General features: G+C 67.3%; 15 protein-coding genes. 3 read left to right on the top strand and 12 right to left on the bottom strand.

Going from position 1 to position 25,444, the window contains the following annotated elements; all coding sequences use genetic code 11:
* The first annotated feature begins 108 nt into the window (after positions 1–108).
* Positions 109–2,745, top strand: a complete 2,637-nt coding sequence (locus tag ABIC65_RS21005) for an ATP-binding protein (protein ID WP_354311365.1) — start codon at positions 109–111, stop codon at positions 2,743–2,745.
* Here ABIC65_RS21005 and ABIC65_RS21000 read toward each other — a convergent pair.
* The gene (locus tag ABIC65_RS21000; RefSeq protein ID WP_354311364.1) at positions 2,742–4,775 is read right to left on the bottom strand and encodes a PAS domain-containing sensor histidine kinase; all 2,034 of its coding nucleotides are present in this window, start codon (positions 4,773–4,775) and stop codon (positions 2,742–2,744) included. The two genes, ABIC65_RS21005 and ABIC65_RS21000, sit on opposite strands and share 4 nt — an antisense overlap.
* Positions 4,776–5,013: 238 nt before the next feature.
* Between ABIC65_RS21000 and ABIC65_RS20995 the strand changes: the two genes are divergently transcribed.
* Complete coding sequence (locus ABIC65_RS20995; RefSeq protein WP_354311362.1) at positions 5,014–7,272, top strand: TonB-dependent receptor; 2,259 nt, start codon at positions 5,014–5,016, stop codon at positions 7,270–7,272.
* A gap of 47 nt (positions 7,273–7,319) precedes the next feature.
* Here ABIC65_RS20995 and ABIC65_RS20990 read toward each other — a convergent pair whose 3' ends face one another.
* From ABIC65_RS20990 to ABIC65_RS20940, 11 genes are all read right to left on the bottom strand, one after another.
* The gene (locus ABIC65_RS20990) at positions 7,320–7,685 is read right to left on the bottom strand and encodes a response regulator transcription factor (protein ID WP_354311360.1); all 366 of its coding nucleotides are present in this window, start codon (positions 7,683–7,685) and stop codon (positions 7,320–7,322) included.
* Positions 7,686–7,874: 189 nt separating this feature from the next.
* The gene (gene treF, locus ABIC65_RS20985; RefSeq protein ID WP_354311359.1) at positions 7,875–9,452 is read right to left on the bottom strand and encodes an alpha,alpha-trehalase TreF; all 1,578 of its coding nucleotides are present in this window, start codon (positions 9,450–9,452) and stop codon (positions 7,875–7,877) included.
* 73 nt (positions 9,453–9,525) lie between these two features.
* A complete protein-coding gene (locus ABIC65_RS20980; protein ID WP_354311358.1) occupies positions 9,526–12,213 on the bottom strand; it encodes a TonB-dependent receptor in 2,688 nt (895 codons plus the stop codon).
* A 103-nt stretch (positions 12,214–12,316) separates the two neighbouring features.
* Positions 12,317–13,306, bottom strand: coding sequence for a FecR family protein (locus ABIC65_RS20975; protein WP_354311356.1), 990 nt, complete (start codon positions 13,304–13,306; stop codon positions 12,317–12,319).
* Positions 13,296–13,838 carry an RNA polymerase sigma factor gene (locus ABIC65_RS20970; RefSeq protein WP_354311355.1) on the bottom strand — a complete coding sequence of 181 codons (543 nt, stop codon included), beginning with the start codon at positions 13,836–13,838 and terminating at the stop codon, positions 13,296–13,298. Before ABIC65_RS20970 ends, ABIC65_RS20975 begins: the two co-directional genes overlap by 11 nt.
* Before the next feature lie 198 nt (positions 13,839–14,036).
* Positions 14,037–14,546, bottom strand: coding sequence for a MucR family transcriptional regulator (locus tag ABIC65_RS20965; protein ID WP_354311354.1), 510 nt, complete (start codon positions 14,544–14,546; stop codon positions 14,037–14,039).
* 217 nt (positions 14,547–14,763) lie between these two features.
* On the bottom strand, positions 14,764–15,789 hold the full coding sequence (locus ABIC65_RS20960; protein ID WP_354311352.1) for a cupin-like domain-containing protein: 1,026 nt from the start codon (positions 15,787–15,789) through the stop codon (positions 14,764–14,766).
* Positions 15,786–17,318: a tryptophan halogenase family protein gene (locus ABIC65_RS20955; RefSeq protein ID WP_354311350.1), complete on the bottom strand. Its 1,533-nt coding sequence runs from the start codon at positions 17,316–17,318 to the stop codon at positions 15,786–15,788. Before ABIC65_RS20955 ends, ABIC65_RS20960 begins: the two co-directional genes overlap by 4 nt.
* Complete coding sequence (locus ABIC65_RS20950; RefSeq protein WP_354311349.1) at positions 17,315–18,907, bottom strand: tryptophan halogenase family protein; 1,593 nt, start codon at positions 18,905–18,907, stop codon at positions 17,315–17,317. The genes ABIC65_RS20955 and ABIC65_RS20950 overlap by 4 nt, the downstream gene beginning before the upstream one ends.
* A complete protein-coding gene (locus ABIC65_RS20945) occupies positions 18,894–20,324 on the bottom strand; it encodes a tryptophan 7-halogenase (protein WP_354311347.1) in 1,431 nt (476 codons plus the stop codon). Before ABIC65_RS20945 ends, ABIC65_RS20950 begins: the two co-directional genes overlap by 14 nt.
* The gene (locus tag ABIC65_RS20940) at positions 20,321–21,835 is read right to left on the bottom strand and encodes a tryptophan halogenase family protein (protein ID WP_354311345.1); all 1,515 of its coding nucleotides are present in this window, start codon (positions 21,833–21,835) and stop codon (positions 20,321–20,323) included. Before ABIC65_RS20940 ends, ABIC65_RS20945 begins: the two co-directional genes overlap by 4 nt.
* Positions 21,836–22,070: 235 nt before the next feature.
* Here ABIC65_RS20940 and ABIC65_RS20935 point away from each other — a divergent pair, with 235 nt between their 5' ends.
* Positions 22,071–25,430 carry a TonB-dependent receptor gene (locus ABIC65_RS20935; RefSeq protein ID WP_354311344.1) on the top strand — a complete coding sequence of 1,120 codons (3,360 nt, stop codon included), beginning with the start codon at positions 22,071–22,073 and terminating at the stop codon, positions 25,428–25,430.
* Positions 25,431–25,444 lie beyond the last annotated feature (14 nt).

Genomic DNA, 25,444 nt, shown 5'->3' with positions numbered 1-25,444 from the left:
TGCCGGATGCTACGGGGCTGGAGAGGCCAGCGCGACCTATGCGTCGGTAGAGGGTCGGATTTGCGCCATTTGATTGCCGATAGTGGTCCGGCGGCCTAGGGTGCGAGCATGCACGAGACCTGCTATATCTTCGGCCGCCAGCGATTTCTGGCCGGGCGCAGGATGTTGGTGGGTGCCGACGGGCAGCAGCAGCTCAACCCGCATCTGAGCCTGCTGTTGCTGGCCCTGCTGGAGCGGTCGGGCAGCGTCGTACCCCATGAGGAGCTGGCCCGGAAGCTATGGCCCGGCGCGGCCGTCCCAGGCGTCAAGCTGACCGCGCAGGTGCAGGAGCTGATCGCGGCGGTTTTCGGCAGCGAAGGGTCGGAGGCGACCATCCATGCCGACGACACCGGCGCCTGGATCAGCGGCCCGATCGCCCGGACGCTCGTCGCCTATGAAGACGAGGCGGAGGGGGAGGGGATCCCGTCCAACCTGCCCCTGCTCCGGACCCGGCTGATCGGTCGGTCGGCACTGGTCGATGGCGTGCTGGCGCAGATGCAGTCGAGCCCGTTGGTGACCCTGGTCGGGCCGGGCGGGGTGGGCAAGACCAGCGTCGCGATCTCGGCGGCGTCGAGCTGGGAGAGGCTGACCGGCCGCGGCGCCGTGTTCATGGATTTCGCCCGCATCTCCGATCCCGCGCTGCTCTGGACGACAATGCTCGCCGCGCTCTCGGCCGCGCCACAGGGGCACCCGCGCGAGACGCTGATCGCCCAGTTCAAGGCGAACCCGACGCTGATCATCTTCGACAATTGCGAGCATATCGCCGAGGAGGTGGCGGCGGCGACCGCAGAGCTTCTCGACCGGTGCCGCGGCGTGCGAATCCTGGCGACCAGCCGCGAAGCGTTGCGCCTGCCTGCGGAGCAGGTCGTCCCGGTGCTGCCGCTCGCCGTTCCCGCCGAGGAGGAGGGCACCGATGCCGCGACCATCGCGGCAAATCCTGCGGTGGAGCTGTTCTTCGAGCGCCTGCGCGAAGCAGGGGCGGCCGGCGCTCCCGGCCCGGAGGATTATGCCGCCGCCGGGCAGCTGTGCCGCCGGCTAGACGGGATGCCCCTGTCGATCGAATTCGCCGCTGCCCGGGTGGGCGCCGGCGGCATCGGCGCGGTGCTTGACCAGCTCGAACGCCGGTTTGAACTGCTCAAGGACGCGCGGCGGGGAACGGGCGATCGCCATGCCGGTTTGCTGACCGTGCTCGACTGGAGCTACGGCCTGCTCACCTTCGCCGAGCAGAAATGCCTTCGCATTCTTTCGGTGTTCCCCGCCGAATTCTCGCTGCACGACGTCGTGGCGGTGTCGGCGCATGACGGGCCCGTCGGCGTCGTGCAGGCGGCGCTACGCTCGCTTCTCGCCAAGTCGATGCTCGTGGCTCGCCGGGACGAGGGCGGCGAGACCTATCGCCTGCTCGAGAGCACGCGCGACTACGCGCTGTCCAAGCTGGCCGCGGCGGGAGAGAAGGCGCGCACCTTCGACGCCTTTGTCGCGCATGTGCTGGCGCAACTGCAGACGGCGGACCATCGCGATCCGGAATCGACGCTCGCGCTCTGGAACCTGCAGCGCAGCAACGTCGCCGCGGCGCTGGAATGGACGTTTCGCGGTGGCGGCGAGAAGTGCGTGGGCGTCGATATCGTCGCCGCCGCCGTGCCGACCTGGCTACTGCTCTCGGAGATCAGCCGCTACAGCGACGTGCTGGCGCAGGCGATGGATGCGGTTGCCGAGGTAATGCCCGAGCGGCGCGATCTGGCGCAGCAATTCGCGTTCAGCCGTTCGGTGTCGCTCTACTTCGCGATGGGGCCGAACGCGTCGGGGATCGGGGCTGGCGAGCGTGCCCTCGCACTGGCCGACGCACTGGGCGACAAGCGCCGGATGCTCGATTCCGCCTGGAATCTCCATGCGCAATCCTCGCACCTCGGGGCCTATGCGGAATCGCTGCATTATGGGCGGCGCTTCCTGCGCATCGCGCGCGAGATCGGCAATGCCGACGCCATCTATCAGGGCTGGCGGCTGATCGCCTGGGGCTATGACGGCCTGGGGTATCATCGCCGTGCCGAGCGCGTGTTCAGCACCTTTGTCGAGCAGGCCAACTGGGTGAACGTCAAGCCCGAGACCGCCTGGGCGCCCGATGCCAGGGTGATCCGTGCCTGCATGCGCGCGCGGTTCGACTGGTTCGCGGGCCGGCGAGCGGCGGCGCAGGCGGCGATCGAGGAAGCGATCCTGCAGGGCCAGGCGGAGGAACGCGGACATACCTTCTGCACCTTGCTGGCGCACATCATCGTGCCCATCGCGGTGTGGAACGGCGATCTGGAGCTGGCCTCGGGCTATGTCGCGATCCTGCGCGACCGGGCACGGCGGAACTTCGACAACTTCACCAAATGGGCCGATCTGCTGTCGGACGGTATCGAGGTGTGCGGCGGCGGCAAGGTGACGCCGTCGCTGCGCGCGCGGATCGAGGCGAGCTGGCCGTTCCGCCAGGAAGTGTTCGCGACGCTGCATCCGGCGCTCGCCGCCGACGCCATGCTCGACCTGCGGCGGGCGCCGCCGCAATCCTGGAGTCGACCCGAACTGCTGCGGCTGATCGGCAACCGGGCACTGGTCGCGGGCGACAAGGCGGCTGCGCGCGCGCTGTTCGAGGAGGGGCTTGCGCTGGCCCGGGCCCGCGGCAGCGTACCGTTCGCGGAGGCACTCGAAACCGCGATCGCGGAACTAGCCTAGAGCGACCTCTCTTCCGTCGCGACGGGAAGTTCGAAGGCGAAGCGGGCGCCGCCCAGCGGCGAGGCATTGTCGGCAATTATCGTCCCGTCATGCGCGTCGATGATCGAGCGACACAGCGCCAGCCCCAGCCCCATGCCGTCCGGCTTGGTCGAGACGAAGCGCTGGAAGACGCTTTCCATCCGGCCGGCGGGCAGGCCCGGTCCGCTGTCGGAGATCGCGCAGCCGACCATCTCGCCCCGGTCGAAGATCTCGATCGCGACGCGACGCTCGGCGGGCGCATGGCTGTCGATCACCTGCATTGCGTTGACCACGATATTGACGATCACCTGTTCGATCTGCGTCCGATCCACCGAGATCTGCCGCGCGGAACTGCGATCGGAGACCGATATCTCGATGCGCATCGCGCGCGCCTGCGCCTCGACCAGCGGCATTGCGCCGGTGACGAGGTCCGCAAGCCGCGTTTCGGAGAGCACCGGCGCGCGTCCCGATGCCATGCCGCGGACGCGCGTGATGATCTCCTTGGCCCGCAGCGCATAGGATGAGACGCGCTCCAGGGCAGTCGCCGCCGCCTCCAGATCGGGCTCGGGCTTGGCGAGCGACTGCCGGCCGGTCTGGCTGCTGGTCGCGATCGCGGTGAGCGGCTGGCTGATTTCGTGCGCGATCGATGCCGAAAGCTCGCCCAGCAGCGAGATTCGTGCGGAATGGGCGAACTCGGCGCGCAGGCTGTCCAGCGCCGCCTGCGCCGAAAGCCGGTCGCCGATGTCGAGCATGCTGATGACGGAGCGACGATGACCGCCTTGCCGGATGCTGACGCAGGTGAAGATGACGTCGTGCACCTGGCCTTTGCGATCGACGATCTGGGTCTGCTCCTCCATGCTGCTGCGGCGGATCCCGGCGATGATCGTACGGATGAAAGTGTCCGGACGCTTCGTCCAGCTGAAGTCCACCGACTGGCCGATGATCTCGGCGGGGTCGTCGAGGGCGAGCAGCTTCACGGCGTGCGCGTTGGCCTCCTCGATATAGACCATGCGCTGGATCGCCTCTGCAATCTCCGGTCGTTGGGCGAAATACGCCTCCAGGTCGATCTGCGCGTCGAGCCCCGCCTCGGCGTAGAAGCTGTCGAGCGCGTCGCAGTTGATCACGCACAGCCCGACCGGCATCTGTTCGAACAACACCTTGAACTTCTCGCGCCCCTCCTCGACGCGGGCGTTGGCGACACGGATGTCGGTGGTGTCGACGATGCCGATCATCACGCGGCCTTCGCCGATCAGCCCCGCATCCAGACACATGGTGAACACCCCGAACAGCCGTTCCCCGGTCAGGCGGCGAAGCTGCACTTCGCGAATGAGACGGCGTTCGTCTCGCCCCCTGGCCAAAAGCATGTCGACGAAGACGTCGTTGCTTTCCGCTGTCCAGAACGGGCGCAGCGTGTCGGGGAAGGGGGTACCGCGGGCGCCCAGTATATCGACCGATCGATCGTTCATCTCGACGATCCGGACATGGTCGAGCAGGTCCTGGACGAGCGCGGGGTTGGCGAGCAGATGCGCGCGCGGCTCGCCCTGGGCCGCGGCCAGGAGCGGCGCCAGCCGCTCGAGCGCGCGCGACAGGTCGACTTCCATGCAGGCGGCGGTCACCGCCTGGAACAGCGTACGATAGCGCTGCTCGTTCGAGCGGAGCGCCTGCTGGCTCGCCCGCTCTTCGGTGACGTCACGTGCGGTTTCCACCACATAGTCGAGGCGGCCGTCGGGGGTGAAATGGGGCGTGTAGGTGGCCTCGACCAGGACCAGGCGCTGATCCGATGCGACGCGGGTCACGTCTATCGTGCGGCGCTCCGGAGAAAGCTGGTCGAGCTTTAGACGTGGCCGGCTCGCCAGCAACGCATCGACATTGGCGCCGAGCACCTCTTCGCGCCGCCAGCCATAGAGTGCGGCGGAGGCGGCGTTCCACACCAATGCGCCGCCCTCCGCATCGCGGATGATGATGCTTTCGGCGCTGAGATCGAGGAGATCGGCAGCGGCGAAACGCTGCATCAAGTCCATGTTGAACTCGCAACGGGCAAGGGTATTTGGTTCGGAACGGGCGCCATTTCGCTCGAACTTTAAGCGGGCGCCGCGCCGGACACGTCCTATACGGGGGTAGAATATTGCCGCGGCGCGGGACTGTCCTACCGATTTGGCAATGGCCGGAGCGGCCGTCTTTCAGAAATGCTGTCCGCACATCGGAAACTTCGTCGCGACGGCGCGCCGGGTGCGATCGGGGGAGTTCGAAATGCGTCGACCGCTGTATCGCTGCTTGCCCATCGCCATGATGACCCCGGCGCTTGCCGCTCCCGTGATCGCGCACGCCCAGGAGCAAGCGACGCCCGGCGACATCGTCGTGACGGCTTCCAAGCTCGGCGCCGATCCGGAGGCGGACGCGGGTTCGATCCAGACGCTGGATGCCGGCACGCTTGCCGCCACCGGAATCACGCGCCCGAGCGACCTCTCGAAGCTCGTCCCAGGCTTTACCTACACGCGTTCCAGCTACGGCAATCCGGTCTTCACGCTACGCGGCATCGGCTTTTACGATAACAGCCTGACGGCGCCGCCTGCCGTCAGCCTCTATGTCGACGAAGCGCCGCTCTCCTATCCGGCGCTGGCGAGCGGTGCGATGCTCGACCTCGAGCGCGTGGAAATCGCCAAGGGACCGCAGGGCACGTTGTTCGGCCAGAACGGCACCGGCGGCGCGATCAACTTCGTCACGGCCAAGCCGACGACCGCGCTCGCTTCGGGCATGGATGCCAGCATCGACAATTTCGGCGCGGTCCGCGGCGAAGGCTTTATCAGCGGTCCGCTCTCCGACACGCTGGGGCTGCGCGTCGCCGCACGCTACGAAGGCGGCGGCGACTGGCAGCGGAGCGACACCCGCGACGCCACGCGCGGCGGCGCGGACTTCCTGGCGGGGCGCGTCATCGCGCAGTGGTCGCCGTCGTCGAGGGCGACGCTGCTCCTGAACGTCAATTTCTGGCGCGATCGTTCGGACAGCGCGGCCGGGCAGTTGCTGGCGATCCGCACGAACAGCCCGGCGCTTCCGCCCACGCTCTTCACCCACCCGCTGGGCCTCCGCGGCAATCGGGCCGCCGACTGGACGCCCGGCATGCCGTTCAAGAAGCATGGCGACTTCCAACAGATCGTCCTGCGCGGCACGTATGAGCTGGGCATGGCGACGATCACGTCGATCAGCTCGTGGCAGCATCTGAAGCGCGACGACGCGATGGATGCGGACGGCACCGACCTGGAGCTGTTCGACGTGCGCACGCCGGGAAAGGTCTCGATCCTCGCGCAGGAGCTGCGCGCGAGCGGGAGTGCGGGCGCGGTGCACTGGCTGGTGGGCGGCAATTACCAGCACGAGCGGACGCGCGACGGGCTGGACATCCGCTTCGCGCAGAGCAGCTACCCGTTCGACGGCGTCGACCAGCAGGGGCGCCAGACGATGGAATCCTGGGCGCTGTTCGCGAATACCGATGTCGCGCTGTCGCACTCTCTCACAATCGAGGCGGGGCTGCGCTACACCGACGAGGATCGCAGCTTCTCCGGCTGCACCCATGACGATGGCGACGGCACCGGGGCGGCCTATCTCTCGCGAATCGCCTCGGCGCTGACGGGATCGCGGGTGAGCATCCCGGCAGGTGCGTGCGCGACCTTGTCGGCGCAGTTCCTGCCCGCGGAGGTGCACGGCGCCTTCACCGATCGCAACTGGGCATGGCGCGGCGGCCTCCAATGGACGCCGCGGGAGGGGCTGATGGGCTATGCGACGGTCAGCCGCGGCCGAAAGAGCGGCGCATTCCCCACGCTCGCCGCGACTTCGGCGCGGCAGTTCGCGCCCGCACGGCCGGAATCGGTCGTCGCCTATGAGGCGGGGCTCAAGATCGCGAGCCGCGACGGTCTGCTGCACCTCGCCGCCGCGGGCTTCTATTACGACTATCGCGACAAGCAGCTGCGCGGCAAGACGATCGACCCAGGTATCGGCGCGATCGGGGCGCTGGTGAACGTGCCGAAATCGCATGTCTGGGGCGGGGAAATCGAACTCCGCGCCACGCCCGCGCGTGGCTTCTCGCTGACGGGCGGCGCGAGCTACACCCGTTCCCGGATCGACGGGCCCTTCGTCAACTATGACGGGCTCGGGCGGCTGAAGAATCTCGCGGGCGAGCGCTTCCCGCTCTCGCCGACATGGCATCTGGTCGGCGAGGCGGAATATCGCTGGGCCGCTGGACGTGGACGCGAGGCCTATGTCGCGGTGAATAGCAGCTTCCAGTCGCCCTCCAACGCCGATCTCGGCGACATTCCCGTGCTGCGGATCGCGCCCTATGCCGTGGTCGATGCGCGCGCGGGCATGACGTTCGCGCGCGGCTGGACGGCGGAACTGTTCGTCCGCAACCTCACGGATCAGCGCTATGCCAGCTTCATCAGCACTGCCGCGCCGGACGTGATCGTGCGCTTCCCCGGGCGGCCACGCAGCTTCGGGCTTCGGCTGGCACATCGGCTATAGGCACGGCTCGCGGGTCGCGATGCGGCGCACTGTTTCGATCGCGCGGGTCAGCCTGCCGCCGCTGCCACCTCGCGCAGCAGGATCGCCGGATCGAAAGGCTTCTCCAGCACGACGCGCACGCCCAGCCGCTTGGCCCGCAGTCGCACGGCATCGCTTGCGAAAGCGGTGATCAGCAGCATCGGTGTGTCCACGCCCCGCGCGTGTAGCTCCCGAGCGAGTTCCAGCCCGCTCAGCCCGGCCATCTGGAGGTCGCTGACGATGACGGAGATCGCGCGCGCCTCGATTCGCCCGAGGAATTGCTCGGCGCTTACGAAGCACTCCACCCCGTAGCCGTTGCTGGTGAACATCGCAGCGAGCGCCTGACGAATATCCTCGTCGTCGTCGATGACGGCAACAATCAAGCGCTCTGACACTCAAGCTTCCTTATCTGACGTTCGGCTGGTCAGTGCGGCCTGAGACTAGGTTCTTTATGAACGCCTTAACAGGCATACGACCGTATATACGACCTTTCGGGACAGGCGCTGCCGCCCTTCAAAGCGCAGCGGTCGCAGCGAGAAACCGGACACTTGCCGGGTTTCGTCGTGATCCGCGGCGGCCTGGGATCAACGGTTCGTATCACCGCGCGGCTGGAACTGGAGGTTCAGCAGCGCGCTGGTCACGCCATTCGTCCAGCCGAAGCCGTCCTGCAGCGGATATTCGCCGCCGCCGCCGGGCACCTGCGCCTCAACATCGTATTTCTCGAGCATCTTGCCGGTCGCGCGATAGGCGCGGTCAACCGTCGCCAGCCAGCGCCCGGCAATGTCCTTCGCCAGATCGCGCTGACCATAGCCGGCGAGCCCGTCGATCGCCACCCATTGCAGCGGCGCCCAGCCATTGGGCGTATCCCACTGCTGGCCGGTGCGGTTGCCGGTGGTGCGCAGGCCGCCGGGGGCCACCAGTTTGCCGCGGACGGTGGCGGCGACGGCGCTCGCCTGCTCGATGCTCGCCGCGCCGACGAACAGCGGGAACAGGGTCGCGGCGGAGAGCACCGGGGTCGCCTGCTGCCGCCGCCAATCATAATCGGCGTAGCGTTGCTCGGGCGCCAACCAGAGATAGGTGTCGATCGCCTTGCGCCGCTGGTCTGCCCGGCGGGTGAAATCCGCCGCGCAGTCCGCATCGGCGAGCGTGGCGCAGCGCTGCGCGATCCCGCGTTCCATCGCCCAGAGCAGGCTGTTGAGGTCAATCGGCACGATATCGGTCGTATGCACGGTGGCCAGCGTCTTCCCGTCGGCCAGCCAGCGCGAGCTATAGTCCCAGCCGCTTTCCGCACCAGCGCGGAGGTCACGATAGACCGCCGTCAGCGGGCGGCCCGCCGCCGCCTTGGCGGTATGCACGTCCTCACGATAGCTCTCGTCGCGCGGCGTCTCGCGCGCGTCCCAATAGCGGTTGAGCAGGCTGCCGTCCGCCATCCGCACGACATGCTCGCACGCCGGCTGCGCCGCCGTGATGCAGCCTTGCCCGCGCATCCAATAGCCATATTCGTCGCGCAGCGCCGCAAGGCGGGTACGCAGCACCGCCGGATCGCGTGCGTCCGAAAGGTCGAGCATCAGCGCGAAGAAGGGTGGCTGCGAGCGGCTTAGATAATAGCTGCGGGTGCCGTTGGGGATATGGCCGTAGCGCTGGATCAGGCTCACGAAATCGTCGAGCATGTGCTCGACCATCGCCTGCTGGCCGTCCACCTTCAGGCCCAGCATGGTGAAATAGCTGTCCCAGTAATAGATCTCGCGGAAGCGCCCGCCGGGCACGACATAGGGCGCCGGCAGCGACAGCGCCGAGCTGCCCGGCTCGGGCGCCAGCGCCGGACGCGACAGCACCGGCCACAGCGCTTGGACATGCGCGCGCAGGCCGAGCTTTTCCTGCGGCGCCGGCGCGCCATTGCCGGAGGCAGGCAAGGTAAAATGCGCCTCGACGAACGCCTTCAGCGCCTCGCGCGTCTTCGGCTTCGCCTTGCGGTACGCCGCCAGGATCGCCGCCGGATCCTCCTTCGGCACCGCATCGACGAAGGTCTTTCCGTCGGGAAACACCTGCGCCATCTGCACCGCATCGAACAGCGGCCCGAAAAGCTGGGCGGGGCTTTGCGGCTCGGGATCGGTCGCGGCGACGCACAGCAGGGCGGCGAGCGGGAGCAGGCGGCGGATCATCGGGGGTTCCTCATCGGGCGCACAACGCACGAGGCCGGCCGAGCGCTGCGCCCGGCCGGCCCCTCGGGGGTGTTCAGAAATGGTAGGACGCGCTGAGCAATGCCGATCGGCCCAGGATCGGCCGTGCCAGGATCACCCCGCTGCCCTGCGATCCGATGGTGCGCGGGTTGCCTTCGGTCAGCCCGATCGTGTCGGTGATGTTGTCGACCGAGGCCTGCAGCGTGATCCGCTTGGTGACGTCCACGGTGAGCCCCGCGTCCCACTTGTAGTAGTTTGGCAGCAGCTGGGCGTTCTGCACGTCGGAAAAGCGGTCGCCGATATAGGTGACCGAAGTGAACAACGTCGCCTTGCTCTCCGATCCGAACTCCACCGAATAGGCCGGCGAAACGCGCCACTGCCACTTGGGCTGGCGCTGCACGCGATTGCCGGTGAGATTGGTGCGGCCATTGTCGGTGAAGAAGTCGCGATACTTGCTGTCGAGATAGGTGCCCGAAAAGCCGATGGTGAAGTTGCGCACCGGCCGCAACTCGCCTTCCAGCTCGACGCCGGTCGCGCGCGCGCCACCGATCGAGGCGATCGGCGCGCCGCTGGTGATCACGGTCGTGGCGAGGCCGTTGAAGTCGTTGTGGAATACGGTGAGATAAGCGCTCGCCAGATCGGTCGATACCTTGAGCCCGCCCTCATAGGTATCGACGCGGGGCGCCACGGTGATGCCGTCGCGCAGATTGTCGAAGAAGGGGAAGCTGTTGCCCCGACTGTAGCGCAGGAACAGCCCGATCGAGCGGGTGAAGTCGTAGTTGGCACCCGCTGTCCACGACCATTTCTCGCCGCGATAGCGGATCGTCGAGAAGGTGCCGTTCAGCACCGCGTCGTTGTTGTCGTAGAGCGTGTTCGGATTGCCATCGAGCCCGCCGGCCGGCGCGGCGCCGTTATTCTCCAGCGTGCCGTCGACCGAATGATGCTGGTAGCGCAGGCCCGCATCGAGACGGAGCTGGTCGTTCACCTGCAGCTCGTCCACCGCATAGACCGCCGCATCCTTGCCGTCATAATCGGCATTCACGTTGAAGGTCGAGCCGCTGGTGAAGCCGTTGCGGGTGACGATGCGACCATCGGCGAGCGTGAGGTTGAGGCGCCGCGCATTGGGTTCGGCGGTGAGCAGCTGGCTGTTGCCGAGGTTCCACAGGTCGCGCGACGAATAGGCTGCGTAGTAGACCCCGGCGGTGAAGCTGTTGCCGCCCTTCTTCCATTCGAGCGCGAGGTCGTTGGAGAAATTCTCGATGCTTTTCTGCACGCGCCACAGCCCGGCCTCGACCACCTGGGTGGTGCCGGGCACCGCCTGGCCGCCGTTGACGAAGCTGAGGCTGCCGATCGTGCCGCCCTTGCTCGCGGCATAGGCCGATGCGCTCTGCGGCGGGGTGCCGCCGGGGACGAGGCCGGTGGTGTTGGCATCGCCCTTCAGCCAGCTCAGGCGATCGCGCAGCTTGAAGCCGTCGCCCAGACGGTATTCGAAATTGCCGCCGAGATTGACCACGTCCGCCCCGCGTCCGTCGGCGAGGTCAACCCGCGTGCCGTCGTTGAGCACGCCCAGCCGGGTCTCGCCGCCCGCGAGCGTGCCGCTGCCGGCATCGAAATTGCCGTATTGGCTGATCTTCTTGCCGTTTTGCACCACCGGGATCGGCAGCAGCCACTGGCCGCGATCGTTGAGGTAGCGGCCGAACACCAGCACCGAGCCATTGTCGAAATCATGCCGGACATTGGCGGTGATCTGCCCGCCCTTTTCGGCGGTGAAGCGCGGATTGCGCACGCCGTTGCCCGCCGAATAATAGCCGCCGACCATGTAGGTCGTGCCCGCACCGATCGGCCCGGAGAGATAGCCGTCGGCGCGCACGTCGCCATAGCTGGCGACGCCGAGCTTGAGCAGATTGTCGGGCGTCGACCCGCCCTCGCGCTGGACGAAGTTGATCGTCAGCCCCGGCTGGCCCGAGGAGAACAGCGCACCGGTGCCGCCGCGCACGGCCTCCACCCGCTTGAGCGTGGAGTCGATACGGATCAGCTGCGAGTTTTCGAGGAAGGACAGCGTCGGCGGCGAGAAGATCGGCACGCCTTCGGACTGGATCGTCACATATTCGGCGTCGCCGCCCGACGGGTAGCCGCGCACGAAGATGTTGGCGCCGTTTTTGCCGCCCGAACTCTCCACGCTGATGCCGGGCACGACACGCAGCACTTCGGCGGTGCTCGCCGGTGCCAGCCGTTCGATCGCGGCATCGTTGATCGTGGTGACGGCGAAGGACGCATCCTGGCGACGCGTGCCGGCGCCGGCGGTCCCGGTCACGACGATTTCGGGGTCGTTGGCGGCGGGCGCTTCCTGCGGGTCTGCCGCGGCGGCCTGCGCTTGCCTGGCCCGTACGGCGGGTGCCGCCGCCGCTCCCTCGGTGCCGCCGCCTTCGACGACGAAGGTGCCGCTGGCGGTGGTGCGATAGCGCAGGCCGCTGCCGGCGAGCAGCATCGCCAGCGCGCGGTCGACGCCGTAGCGGCCGCGCAGCTCGGGCGCGCGCTTGCCGCGCACCAGGTCGGGGGCGAACAGGATCTGGCGGCCGCTCTGGCGGGCGAATTCGGTGAGCGCGGCGCCGAGATCGCGGCTGCCGATCGCCAGGCTCACGGTGGCATCGGGCGCAGGGGCAGCGAGCGCGGGCGTGAGGGCGCAGGCGGCGACACCGGCGAGCGCCAGGCTGCGGACGAGCGTGGAAAGGGTACGCGGCATCAGGATCCTCCCAAATCGGTTCACGAGGCGCCGTCTGGTGCAGCGCTTCTACTGGCCATGACGCAGCCGATCCGAAAACCCGAACCTGCCCCCGCGAAAAATTTCAGCGTCGGCTGGAAAGCTCAATCGTCCCGTCGCTGCGGGTCACCGCCTGCACGGGGAAGCTCGTCTCCAGCGCCTCGGCGAAGGTCGCGCTCTCGCCGGTGCGGAAGGCGCCGCTGATCCGCAGCGCGCCCGCACGGCTATCCTTCACCACCAGCGCGTGCGGTGCGTAGCGGTTGAGTTCGGCCACGGCCTCGGCGAGCGGCGTGTCGGCGAACACCACCAGCCCTTCGCGCCATGCCTCGATCTGACGCGCGTCGCCGCCGTGGCGGAGCGTCATGCTGGTTCCGCGGGCGACCAGAAGATCGTTGGGCACCATCGCGACGGTGCCAACGGTGACCTTGCCCTCGACCAGCAGCACGGTGGTTCGATCCGCATCGAGCCGCACGTCGAAGGCGGTGCCGTGCGCGATCACGTCGTGCGCACCGGCGGTGACGCGGAACGGCCGCGGCTGCCCCTTGGCGACTTCGAACCAGGCCTGGCCGCGCTCCAGGATCAGGTGGCGCTCGGTCGGCGTATAGGCGACGCGCACCGACGTGGCGGTGTTGAGCGTCAGCCGCGAGCCGTCATCGAGCATCATCGACAGGCGCTGGCCGACGCCGGTGCTGAACAGCCGGGTTTGGGCGACTTCGGTGCCGGCGGGGCTGCGATGCTCGGCAGCATACCAGCCGGCCAGCGGCAGCGCGACCAGCGCTAGTGCCGCGAGCGCCGCCCCGGCCTTCTGCTTGCGCGCCGCCGAGCGCGCGCGATGCACCGCGACGCGGGTTGCCGTCGCCTGCCGGAGCGCCAGCAGTTCGGGATGTGCGGCAAGGGAACGAGCGCAATCATGCGCGGCCTCGACCTGCGCGAATGCCTCGGCATGGGCGGGGTCCGCCGCCCGCCAACGCTCGAACGCCTCGGGTAGGGCGGCGTCGGGATCGCGCGCCAGCCGCTCGTGCCACAGCGCCGCCTCGGTCGCGATCGTCGTCGTGGCGGTCCCGTCAGTCTTCACGCCACGCCTCCAATGCCGTGGTCACATGCGCCATCGCACGCGCCACATGTTTCTCCGTTGCCCGGGTCGAGATGCCGACCAGCCGGGCGATATCGGCGATCTTCAGCCCCTCCAGCACCCGCAACACGAAGATGTCGCGGGTGCGTTCGGGCAGTTCGAGCAGGGAATCGCGGAGCCGGAGCACCGCTTCCCTACCCTCCAAGACGCGCTGGGGCGAGAAATCCGAACCGGGATGTGCCTCGTCGTCCCAGCTTTCATGGACGGCGCCGCCCCGCGCCGCCTCGCGACGGGCGCGATCCTTCAAAGCATTGGCGGCGGTGACGAAGAGGAAGCGATCCGGCTGATCGATCGCGCCGGGATCGGGCATCCGGCTGAGCTTGAGGAACACGTCCTGCACCAGATCGGGCACGTCGTCGCGCACCGCCACGCGCCGCTCGAAGAAGCGCGCCAGCGGCCGCGCATAGCGGCGCGCGAGCTGATCCAGCAACGCGCCGCGTTCGCCTTCTGCCCCTCTCACCCGCCGCGGCCGCATCGTTCACGTGCTCCTTGGTCGCCGGTTTTGCGCGGATGCGGCGGGGGACACAAGAGGCTCATCAGGGCGGCTCGGAGACCTATTCGGGGCGCGGTGGACGTTGTGTTGCGGGCCCCGCCGTTCAGGCCTTCTTCGCATGCGCAAGCAGTCGCCGGATCCCCAGCAGGCGGGCTGCTGGGGAGGCATTGCGTCGGGCGTTCAGGCGGTCGCGAGGGGCTTGGCGCGCGGCTTGCGTGCGGACTTGGGCGCGGGCGCATCGGCACCGACGGTGCGTGCCGCCCGTCCCTTGGCACCAAGGCCAATCTTGTGCGCCATGGCGCGGCGCTGTTCCGAATAGGTCGGCGCCACCATCGGATAATCCGGCTTGAGATTGTAGCGGTCGCGATATTCTTCGGGCGTCAGGCCATGCGTGCTCAGATGCCGACGCAATGTCCGGTACGGCTTACCATCGATCATCGAGATGATATGGTCTTTCGAGGCAAGCGACTTGCGAACGGAAACCGCGGGCGTGAACGCTCCGGCGGCTGTTTCGTCGCTCGCATCTTCGGACTGCCCAGGGGCACCTGAAAGCGCGATCACATCAGCATGCATCTTCCGAAGAAACGTAGAGACATCCTCCAACGTCGCCCGATTATTCTGATTCGAGAGCCAGGCGATAGTGAGATCGCTCGCGAGTTCAACGGGATCGGGGTGGATCTGATCAGACATGTTGCGTCCCTCTTCATTGTTACACGGCTTGTGGCCGTGCACTTGTTTATAGTGGTGGATCTCGCGCGTCTGCTAAAATATGTTGGAAGCAGCAGAACAATGTTCATATTGCACCTTATTGCGCATTGAGCTGCAAGCTACTCAATATGATAAGAGCGGCCTTAAAAGCTGTTTGCTGCAGAAATCGAGAGCTTTGGCAGGTTGCCGACAATAGCGTTTAGCTTTGGGCATCCAGCGCGCGAAGCAGCGTTTCTCGTGCGCGTTCGACTTGCTCGGGTGTAGGCTTGCCGAGAACACCGCGTACCGCCTCGGGAATATGTGCCGCTGGATCACCGTGGAGCTGGAACACCAGGTGGTCGAACATTGCCCGCCATGCGAGCCGCTGGTCCTCGGGGAGCAGCCGCAACGAGAAGAGCGCGTGATACAACGCGTCGTGCGGGTTGAGGATGGCGCGCTGCGGGTGCGTCCACCAGTAATTGGCGAACAGGTTTACCGGATCGAGCGAGTCCACGGCGTGCCACCATTGGAACGGGATGTAGATCGCGTCGCCCGGCTCCAGCACCGCCGCCTGCGCGTGGCGCGCCGCCTCGGCATAGCGGGGAAAGCGGGCGAGATCGGGCGCGGCGATGTCGACGAAGCTGGTCGGCGTCCCCGCCGGGGTGAATTCGAGCGGGCCCATATAGAGGTTGGAAACCTGATCCGGCGGGAACAGCGTAAAGCGCCGCCGCCCGGCGACGACCACACCAATATTCTCCATCAGGTCGTAATGCGGCGCGACGCGCAGCTGGTTCCCCAGCCAAAGCCGCGGCACGACCTCCTCGCCGACAAGATCGATTGCGTTCTCTGCGGTGAAGCCGGGAAGCAGTTCGGGTGCGAGGGTCGACTGGATCGCCATCGCATAGCCGGTGGGGCGCTCCAGTTCGCGAAGCAGCCGGTCGAGGAATGGATCGAGCGGCGACACGCCGCGGACGAAGTTCATGCCGGTGAAGTCGTCGTTGTAGAAGAACCGGCCATCGATCGCCGGCTCGCCGACGATCGCGCTCACCGCGCGGTCATGGCTGAAGCGCTTGCAATAGGCGACAATCCCCTCGGCGCCTGCGCGCCCGGCGTGCACCGCCGGCCAATCGGCGGCAAGTCCGCGCAGCACCACCGGTTCGCGCGCTGGCCGGATCTCTGCATCGAACCGTTCGCGGCCGATCGTGCCCAGTTCGCGGATCGGACGTGGCGCGGGCAGGTCGCTCACGATGCTTGCCGGAGCGGGGGCAGCGCGCAGCCGATCTGGCGGAGATAATCGTCCTGCAGCGGCATGGCGTTGGCCGTTTCGTCAATCACTTGCGCGATGTGGTTGAGGCGTTCGAGCGTCTCCGCATCGGATAGCAGATCGGCAACCGGATGATAGCCCGCCGGAAGGATTCCCTGGCCGTTCATCACCGTGAGCCAGCTTGCGTCCTGGAACAGCTCGTGTTGCTCGCGAAGGATGCGGCCGTTTCGACGAAACAGCGCGATCCGCGCAGTCAGGCTGTCCGGCGGCGTCATGTCGCGGCAGCGGCGCCAGAAGGCGGTGTCGTCGCGCTCGGTCGCCTTGTAGTGGAGGATCAGGAAGTCGCGAATATCGGCATATTCCTGCGCGGTCTCGCGATTGAAGCGCTCGATCTCCGGCGCGTCGAACTGCCTGCTGGGGAACAGCGCCATCAGCCGCCCGATGCCCGACTGGATCAGGTGGATGCTGGTCGATTCAAGCGGCTCCAGGAAGCCGCCGGCGAGCCCCAGCGCCACGACATTGCCGATCCAGGCACGGTCCCGGTGCCCGGCGCGGAAGCGCAGCGCGCGCGGTTCGGACAACGCCGGCCCGTCGAGGTTCGCGAGCAGCGTCGCCGTCGCCTCGTCGTCGGAGAGATGATCGCCGGCATAGACATAGCCGTTGCCGGTGCGGTGCTGGAGCGGGATCCGCCACTGCCAGCCCGCGGCCCGCGCTGTCGCCCGCGTCAGCGGCAGGCGGTCCCCGCCTGGCGCGCAGGGGACCGCGACGGCGCGATCGCAGGGAAGCCAATGGGTCCAGTCGCAGAAGTGTGCGCCCATCGTCTGCTCGATCAGCAGCCCGCGAAAGCCCGAGCAATCGACGAAAAGGTCGCCCGCAATTTCTGCCCCTGATTCGAGCCGGACGGCAGCGACATGGCCGGTCTCGCCGTCGCGGCGGACCTCGACGATCCTGCCCTCGGTGCGGCGCACCCCCAGCCCCTCGGCGAGCCGCCGGAGAAAGCCGGCATAGAGCCCGGCATCGAACTGGAACGCGTAGCCCAGCCGGGCGAGCGGCGAATTGGGCTGGTCCGGGCGGGGATGCGCGAAGCGCCCGCGCCGGGCCGCGGCGATGCCGATCGAATAGGCGTCGAGCGGGGCTGCATCGCCCAGCGTGCGCGCTTTCAGCCAGAAATGGTGAAACTCCACCCCCAGCATGTCGAGCCCGTAGACCCCAAAGGGGTGGACATAGCGCGTGCCGATCCGCTGCCAGTCGACGAACTCGATGCCCAGCTTGTAGGTCGCGCAGGTCTCGCGGACGAATGCGGCCTCGTCGATGCCGAGCATCCGGTTGAACAGGTTGATGTGCGGAATCGTCGCCTCGCCAACCCCGACGGTGCCGATCGCGTCTGATTCAACGAGTTCGATCTGCAATCCCGGCAGGGTGCCGACCAGCTTGCCCAGCGCGGCCGCGGCCATCCACCCGGCGGTGCCGCCGCCGACGATCACGATACGCCGGATCTGATCGTCTCTCACACCGGCGATCCGGGTGCTGCAAACGGGGCATCCTGCGCGAAGGAGAAGACCGGCAGCGGCTCGGCGGCGGGCGCCGCCGGGGCTGGCGGCTGGGGGGCGATGCGCGCGAGGAACTCGGCATGGCTCGGCATCTTCTGCGCGGTTTCCCAATAGCCTTGGCGCATCTGCTCCAGAGCCTTTGCGACAAGAGTCTCGTCCAGCGCATCGGCGGCGGGCTCGTGCTCGCGCGGCACGATGTGCTGGCCCAGGCATACCGCCACCCAGCTCGTGTTGGTGAACAGCTCGGTGCCTTCGCGGAACAGCCGCCCCTTGCTCTGGAACAGCGCGATCCGGTTCGCGAGGCTTTCGGGGATGTCCATCGTGCGGACGCGATTCCAGAAGGGCGTGTCGCTGCGCGTCGTCGCCTTGTAGTGGAGGATGATGAAGTCGCGAATGTCCTCATAGAGGTCGCGCATCTGGCGGTTATATTCCTGCCGCTCGATCGGATCGAAGCGCTTGTCCGGGAACAGCGCGATCAGCCGGGCGATGCCGCTCTGGATCAGGTGGATGCTGGTCGATTCGAGCGGTTCGAGGAAGCCGCTCGACAGTCCCAGGGCGACGACGTTGCGGGACCAGCTCTCCCGCCGCCGCCCGGTGGTGAAACGCAGCCGCCGCGGATCGGCGAGCGCCGGCCCTTCCAGCGAGGCCATCAGCTGCCGCTCGGCGGTGTCGTCGTCGAGGAACTCGCTGCAATAGACATGGCCGTTGCCCATCCGGTGCTGGAGCGGAATCCGCCATTGCCAGCCGGCGGCGCGCGCGGTGGAACGGGTGAAGGGATCGGGATCGCGGACATTGGCGCAGGGCACCGCCACCGCACGGTCGCAGGGCAGCCAGTGCCGCCAGTCCTCATATCCTGCCTGCAGCGCCTCCTCGATCAGCAGCCCGCGGAAGCCCGAGCAGTCGATGAACAGGTCGCCCGCCACGGTCCGGCCGCCCTCCAGCGTCACCGACTGGACGAAGCCGTCATCGGGTCGCAGCGTCACGTCGGTGATCTTGCCTTCGATGCGGGTGATGCCGCGCGATTCCGACAATCGGCGAAGCAGCCGAGCATAGAGGCCGGCGTCGAAGTGGAAGGCGTAGAACAGCTCGCGCACGGGGGTCTGTGCGGTAGGCGAGGGGCGGCCGAACTTGCCCATCGACGCCGCGACCGCGCTCATCGACCATTCGGCGATGTCCGGCATCGGTCGCTGCGCCCGCGCGCGCAGATAAAGCTGGTGGAAATGCACCCCCTGCAGATCCTGCGCGTAATTGCCGAAGGGGTGGAAATAACGCTCGCCCAGTCCGCCCCAGTCGACGAACTCGATGCCCAGCTTGAAGGTGCCGCCGGTCGCCGCAAGAAACTCGTTCTCGTCCAGCCCGATCATCTGGTTGAAGCGCAGGATCGGCGGGATCGTCGCCTCGCCGACGCCGACCGTGCCGATCTCGTCGGATTCGATCAGGGTGATGCGGGTATAGCCGTTGTTGAGAAAGCGCGAAAACGCCGCGGCGGCCATCCAGCCGGCGGTGCCGCCGCCGACGATGACGACGTCGCGGATGCTATGCTCGTTCATGCAAATGCCTCGATTGCGCGGCGCGATAGGCGACAAGGGTGGGGAGGGGGCGAACCGCCTGGGCGATCCGATCCCGATGGCGGACCATGGCCTCGGCGGCGCGGGCGGGCGGCACCGCATCGGCAAGCGTATCGATCCGGCGCGGCAGCACGCCTTGGCCGAACAGCACCGAGAGCCAGCCGTCGCGATCGAAGGTCTCCTCCTCGTAGAAGGGCAGGCGACCGCGTTGACGGAACAGGCGCAGCGTATGGGCGAGCGAGTCCGGGGGCTCGGCGCTGGTGACGTCGTGCCAGAACCCGCCAGCACGACGCGCCGTGACATAGTGCAGCAGCACGAAATCGCGGACCCGCCGCGCCTCCGCCAGCGCCTGGCGATTATATTCGGCGGCTTCCAGCGGGTGCGGCGCACCGGCGGGCAGCATCGATATCAGCCGGTCGATCGCGCTGTGCGCGAGATGGAGATTGCCCCATTCGAGCGGCTCGATCGTCACCGCCGCATCGCCGATCGCGACGACATTGTGCCGCCAGGGTTCGAGCGTCGCACCCGCCTCGAAGCGGATCGCCGCATCCTCGCGATGACTGTGTGCGGCGCTATAGACGGCGCCCTGCTGGGTGGCGCTCATCCAGCGCCAGCCCTGTGCGGTGGCGGTCACGCACTCCATCGGCGCCGCGTCCTCGGCCGGCGTCGCTTCCTCCAGAAGCAACCGGTCGCAGGGAAGCCAGCCCTGCCAGCTTTCGCGCGCGCTTCCCGTCACGCCGTGGACGCGGGCGGCGGGGCCGCTGCAATCGCAGTACAGATCCGCGGTCACCCGGATCCCGTCGGTCAGCACCACCCCCGCGACGCTGCCATCGGCCGCACGCTCGACCGCCTCCAAGGCGCCGTCGAGCGTGCGGACGCCGACATGCCGGGCGAACGCCTGGAGCATGCCAAGATAGCGGGGCACGTCGAGCGCGAGGCCGAAGCTATGCGCGCCCAGGATGCCGCCCTCGGCCGGCAGCACGAAGCGTCCTTCGCGCGCCATTGCCGCGGCAGCGGAAAAGGCATCGAACGGCGCCACGACGTCGTCCCGTGCCGCGCGCGCCCAGAGATGGTGGAAGGAGACGCCGTCGACGGGCTCGCCATGCGGTCCATGGGCGTGAACATAGTCCGGCAGACCCTCCACCCAGTCGCGATACAGCGTGCCGAGGCGATAGATGCTGCCGGTGCGCACGACGCCGTCGCCGAGCCCGATGCCGAGATCGGCGTGGAAGCCGAGGATCGAAGGCAGGGTGGTGGCGATGCGGTCCGCCAGCGCATCGCCCGGGGGCGCGAGCGGCAGGATCGACACCGAAAGCGTCGGGACCCGCCGCTTGAGCGCGGCGGCGGTCGACCAGCCGGTCAGCCCGCCGCCGACGACGAGGACCTGGGCTAGGCTCATGCCGCCGCCGCCATCGCGCAATAGCGATCGATATAGCGGAGGTGCTCGGGCACCCGCGCGACGGCCGCGGCGATCTCCGCCTCCAGCGCGCGCATGCCCTGCAGCAGCGCCGTCGGATCGGCAGTGTCGGCGCGGGGATCATAGCCTTCGGGCAGGATGCTCTGGCCGACATAGACGGCGATCCAACTCGCATCGAGGAACACGCCCTCGCGATACTTCACCACCCGGCCGGCGCGGCGGAACAGCTCGATCTTTTCGGCCAGGCTGTCCGGCACGGTCATGGTGCGGACGTACTGCCAGAAGTCCGTGTCGGTGCGCGTGGTGGCGTGATAGTGGAGGATCAGGAAATCGCGGATGCGATCATATTCCAGGTCGATCAGCCGGTTGAACTCGTCGCGCTCGATCGGCGCTTCGGGCGCTTCGGGAAACAGCTCGATCAGCGCGGTGATGGCCTGCTGGACCAGATAGATGCTGGTCGATTCAAGTGGCTCGAGAAAGCCGCTCGCCAGCCCGATCGCGACGCAATTCTTCACCCAGCTGCGCCGCCGGCGCCCCGCGCGGAAGCGAAGCACGCGCGGATCGGCGAGCGCTGCGCCCTCCACCGCGCCGGTCAGCGTCTGCGCCGCCGCCTCGTCCGAGGTGAAGGCGCTGGCATAGACATAGCCGTTGCCGGTGCGGTGTTGCAGCGGGATGCGCCAGCGCCAGCCCGCGGGCATCGCGATCGCGCTGGTATAGGGCGTCACCGAAGTCGCGGTGCGGCAGGGCATCGCCACGGCGCGATCGGCGGGAAGCCAGTGGTTCCAGTCCTCGAACGGCTCCGCCAGCGCCTCGCCGAGCAGCAGCGAGCGAAAGCCCGAGCAGTCGACGAACAGGTCGCCTTCGATCACTTGGCTGTCGTCCAGCCGGACGGCGGTGATGTTGCCGCTTGCGCCGTCGCGCAGCACCTCCACCACCTTGCCCTCGCTGCGCCGCGCGCCCAGCCCCTCGGCAATGCCGCGCAGATAGGGGGCGAACAGCAGCGCGTCGAACTGATAGGCATAGCCATAGGTGGAGGCGATCTGTGCGGGGTCGGTCGCAGGCAGGTCGAACCGGTTTCCACGGGCGAGCATGCAGCCATAGGAAAATCGCTCGAGCGGCGGCACGTCGACGCCCGCCAGTCGCAGCCGCGTCCAGTAATGGTGGAAATCGACCTCGCCCGTGCCGCGGCCGAACGTGCCGAACGGGTGGACATAGCTGTCGCCGATCTTTCCCCAGTCGCGAAATTCGATACCCAATTTGAACGTACCGCGCGTCCAGGCCATGAAATCGGCCTCGCGGATGCCGAGCTTTTCGACGAACCCGCGGATGTGCGGCAGCGTCGCCTCGCCGACGCCGATGACGCCGATCGCCTCGGACTCGATGAGGTGCACGCTGCAACGTCCTGGCAACAAACGGGCAAGCGCCGCTGCGGTCATCCAGCCCGACGTTCCCCCTCCGACGATCACGACGCGTAGACTCGGCTGCCCGGTCATCGCTGCATCCCCTCCCGCTTTTGCGCGATTACCGGCAATTTTCGCCGCTATGTCAAACGTTCCTTCGCGCTTGCCCCAGAGGACATGTGGCCGAGCGTTGCATCCAGGTTACAGTGTTTGCGAAAACATTTCCAAAAATGGTAGCGGTCGCATTGCCAAGCGCTTGGCGATCTGTTGTACATACTGACAACATTGTCGTGGCCAACGAGCCACCAAAAAGTCGGAGGAGGGGATCATGCGGTCGTCATCGCGTGCGCGTCTGCGCAATATCAACAAAATCGGATCTTTCTTACGTGGTGCGTCGGTCACCGCGCTGTGCGTCGCCGGGATGATGGGCGCCGCCCATGCCCAGACCGCGACCGATGATCAGCAGGCCGGCGCGACGCAGGTCGACGAGGCGCAGCAGGACCAGATCGTCGTCACCGGCATCCGCGCCAGTCTTGCCACCGCCCAGTCGATCAAGCGCGACTCGGATACGGTGGTCGACGCGATCACCTCGCAGGACATCGGCTCGCTCCCGGATCGCTCGGTCACCGAAGCGCTGCAGCGCGTGCCGGGCGTGTCGATCAACCGCTTCGCCGGTTCGAACGACCCCGATCACTTCTCGGTCGAAGGCTCGGGCGTCGCGGTGCGCGGCCTCACCTTCGTGCGCTCGGAGTTCAACGGCCGCACCGCCTTCGCAGCGGGCGTCGGCGGCCAGGCGCTCAACTTTGCCGACGTGCCTTCCGAACTGCTCGGCTCGGTGATCGTCGCGAAGAACACCACCGCCGACATGATCGAAGGCGGGCTCGCCGGCACGGTGAACCTCAACACCCGCAAGCCGTTCGATCGCACCGGCCTCCATGCCGCCATGAGCCTCGAGGCGAATTATGGCGACATGCGCAAGAAGTGGACGCCGACGATCTCGGGGCTGATCTCGAACACCTGGGATACCGGTATCGGTCGCTTCGGCCTGCTCGCCAGCGGCGCCTTTTCGCAGATCAAGAGCCGATCGGACGGCATCCAGGTCGCAAATTACCAGACGCGTGACAACACGCTGGTCAATGCGGCCAACACCGACGGCACGCTCGTCTGCCGCAACCCGCTACCCTCGTCGGCCAACACCACCACGCTGCCCGCAACCAACGCGCCCTGCGGCACCGCCGGCGGTGCGGGTGCGGACGGCTTCGCCGATTTCGCCGGGTCGCGGGTGGCCCCGGCGGGCGGGCAGTTCCGCACGCAGGAATTCAATCGCAAGCGCGACGGCATGTCGCTCGCAGCGCAGTTCGAATCGATCGATCACCGCACTACACTGACCGCCGAATATGTCCGCTCGCACACCACGCAGGAATGGAGCGAGTACACGTTCGAAACCGCGCCCGATCTCGCCGAATACACCACCTATCCGAAAGGCTGTCTCCAGAACTCGAACGGCCCGAACACCATTCCGGCGGATGGCAGCGCCGGCGCGGCAACCTCGCGCGCCGAATGTCCGGTCGGCCAGTTCCAGGACTTCCAGTACGACGCCAACGGGCTGTTCCAGTCGGGCTATATCGTCAACACCAGCAATGGCTGGCGCGGCGATCCGAGCACCTCGCCCTATGTGCCGATCGGCGGCCTGCAGCAGTCGCTGGCACGCCGCCAGTCGCGCGAAGAGACGCTGAACCAGGACTGGAGCCTCCGGCTCAAGACCGACCTGACCGATCGTCTGACGGTCACGCTCGATGGCCAGGTCGCCACGTCGCATCGGCAGCATCTCGACTTTTCGGTGTTCGGGTCGAGCTTCGCCGACCAGGAGCTCGACATTTCGGGCAAGATCCCGTCGGTGACCCCGCACAAGCCGCAATATCTCGGTTATAACTGGTCGACGCCGAACGCCGCGCTCGCCAGCGCGACCGATGCGCAATATTTCAACGACCCCCGCTTCCAGTTCTGGCGCGCGGCGATGGACCATTTCGAGGACAGCACCGGTACGCAATATGCGTTCCAGGGCGACCTGGAGTACAAGTTCGACGAGGACTCGTTCCTGCGCCGCGTGAAGTTCGGAGCGCGCTACCAGGATCGTGATCAGACCGTCCGTTACTCCACCTATAACTGGGGCATGCTGAGCGAGACCTGGTCGGGTTCGCGGCCGGTGAATTTCTCGGACACGCCGGCGAGCATGATGACTCGCTACAACTTCCCGAACTTCTTCCGCGGCCAGACCGCGGCCCCGCCGGGCGCCTTCTATTATGGCGGCGACCTGATCCGTGGCTATGACCAAGCAGTGAAGGACTTCCAGGCGGTGCAGGCGATCGCCACCGGCCTCGGCGCGTCGCCGACCTGGGTGCCGGCCTCCGGGCGCGCGCGTGCCGTTGCCGGCACGCCCTACCTGCCCTCGGAGATCCAGCCGGTCAGCCAGCTGGACACGGCCGCCTATGGCATGGCCAGCTTCGGGTCGGACACGCTGTTCGGCCGGATCCGCTTCTCGGGCAATGTGGGTCTGCGCTGGGTGCGCACCAACCTTCGCTCGGAAGGCCGGATCGGCGTGCCGAGCCAGGCGGAGCTCAACATCCTCGAGCCGTATGCCGATCGTTGTGCGCTGCAAGTGCCGCCGAACGCACCGCCGGGAACCCTGCCGCAACCGCAAGGCGGCGTGTGCACGCTCGGGCCGTCGGGCTATGCGCAGTTGCAGCAGTTCGCCGGCGCCGGGTTCGACACGTTCAACGCCGCCAAGAGCAGCTACAGCTACTTCCTGCCCAGCCTGAACTTGAAGTTCGGCCTGTCGGACCAGCTGCTGCTCCGCTTCGCGGGTTCGAAGGTGCTGACCCGCCCGGACAACGCCAACATCCGCAACTTCCTGACGATCGGCCTCGGCACGAGCGGCGAGCTGACGGCGACCGCGGGCAACCCCTATCTGCGTCCGGCCACTGCTTGGCAGTTCGACGCCAGCCTCGAATGGTATTTCGCCCGGGTCGGTTCGCTCACCCTCAACGGGTTCTACAAGGCGATCGACGGCTTCTTCTACCAGCAGGTCACCAACCGCACGCTTACCAGCAACGACGTGACCAAGAACGTGTTCGTCCGCGGTCCGGCGAACTATGAAGGAACGGGCAAGATCAAGGGGTTCGAGCTTGCCTATCAGCAGACCTACGACTTCCTGCCCGGTCCGCTGAAGGGGCTCGGCATCTCCGCCAACTACACGTTCATCGACAGCTCGGGCCTGCCCAACAGCTTCCTGAACGGCGGTTCGCCCTCGAACGTTTCCACGGTGACCCCGTCGGGCAACCTGCCGCTCGAGCAGCTGTCCAAGCACAACGTCAACGCGGCGGTATTCTATGAACTGGGCGGCATCTCGGTGCGCGCGGCCTATAACTGGCGCTCGCGCTTCCTGCTGACCGCATCGGACGTGATCTTCCCCTATTTCTCGATCTTCAACGAGCCGGTGGGGACGCTCGACGCTTCGCTGTTCGTCAACCTGACCAACAATGTGAAGCTTGGCGTGCAGGGCGTGAACCTGACGAACACGATCACCAAGACCACCCAGGCCTATACGGGCGATCCGAAGGACCTGGCGCCGCGCTCCTACTTCATGAACGATCGTCGCTTCTCGTTCATCCTGCGCGGCAGCTTCTAAGTGGCAAGAGGGGC

This window comes from Sphingomonas trueperi, from assembly GCF_040545665.1.
GTDB classification, from domain to species: domain Bacteria; phylum Pseudomonadota; class Alphaproteobacteria; order Sphingomonadales; family Sphingomonadaceae; genus Sphingomonas; species Sphingomonas trueperi_B.
This window is presented reverse-complemented; position numbering and strand designations above follow the sequence as displayed.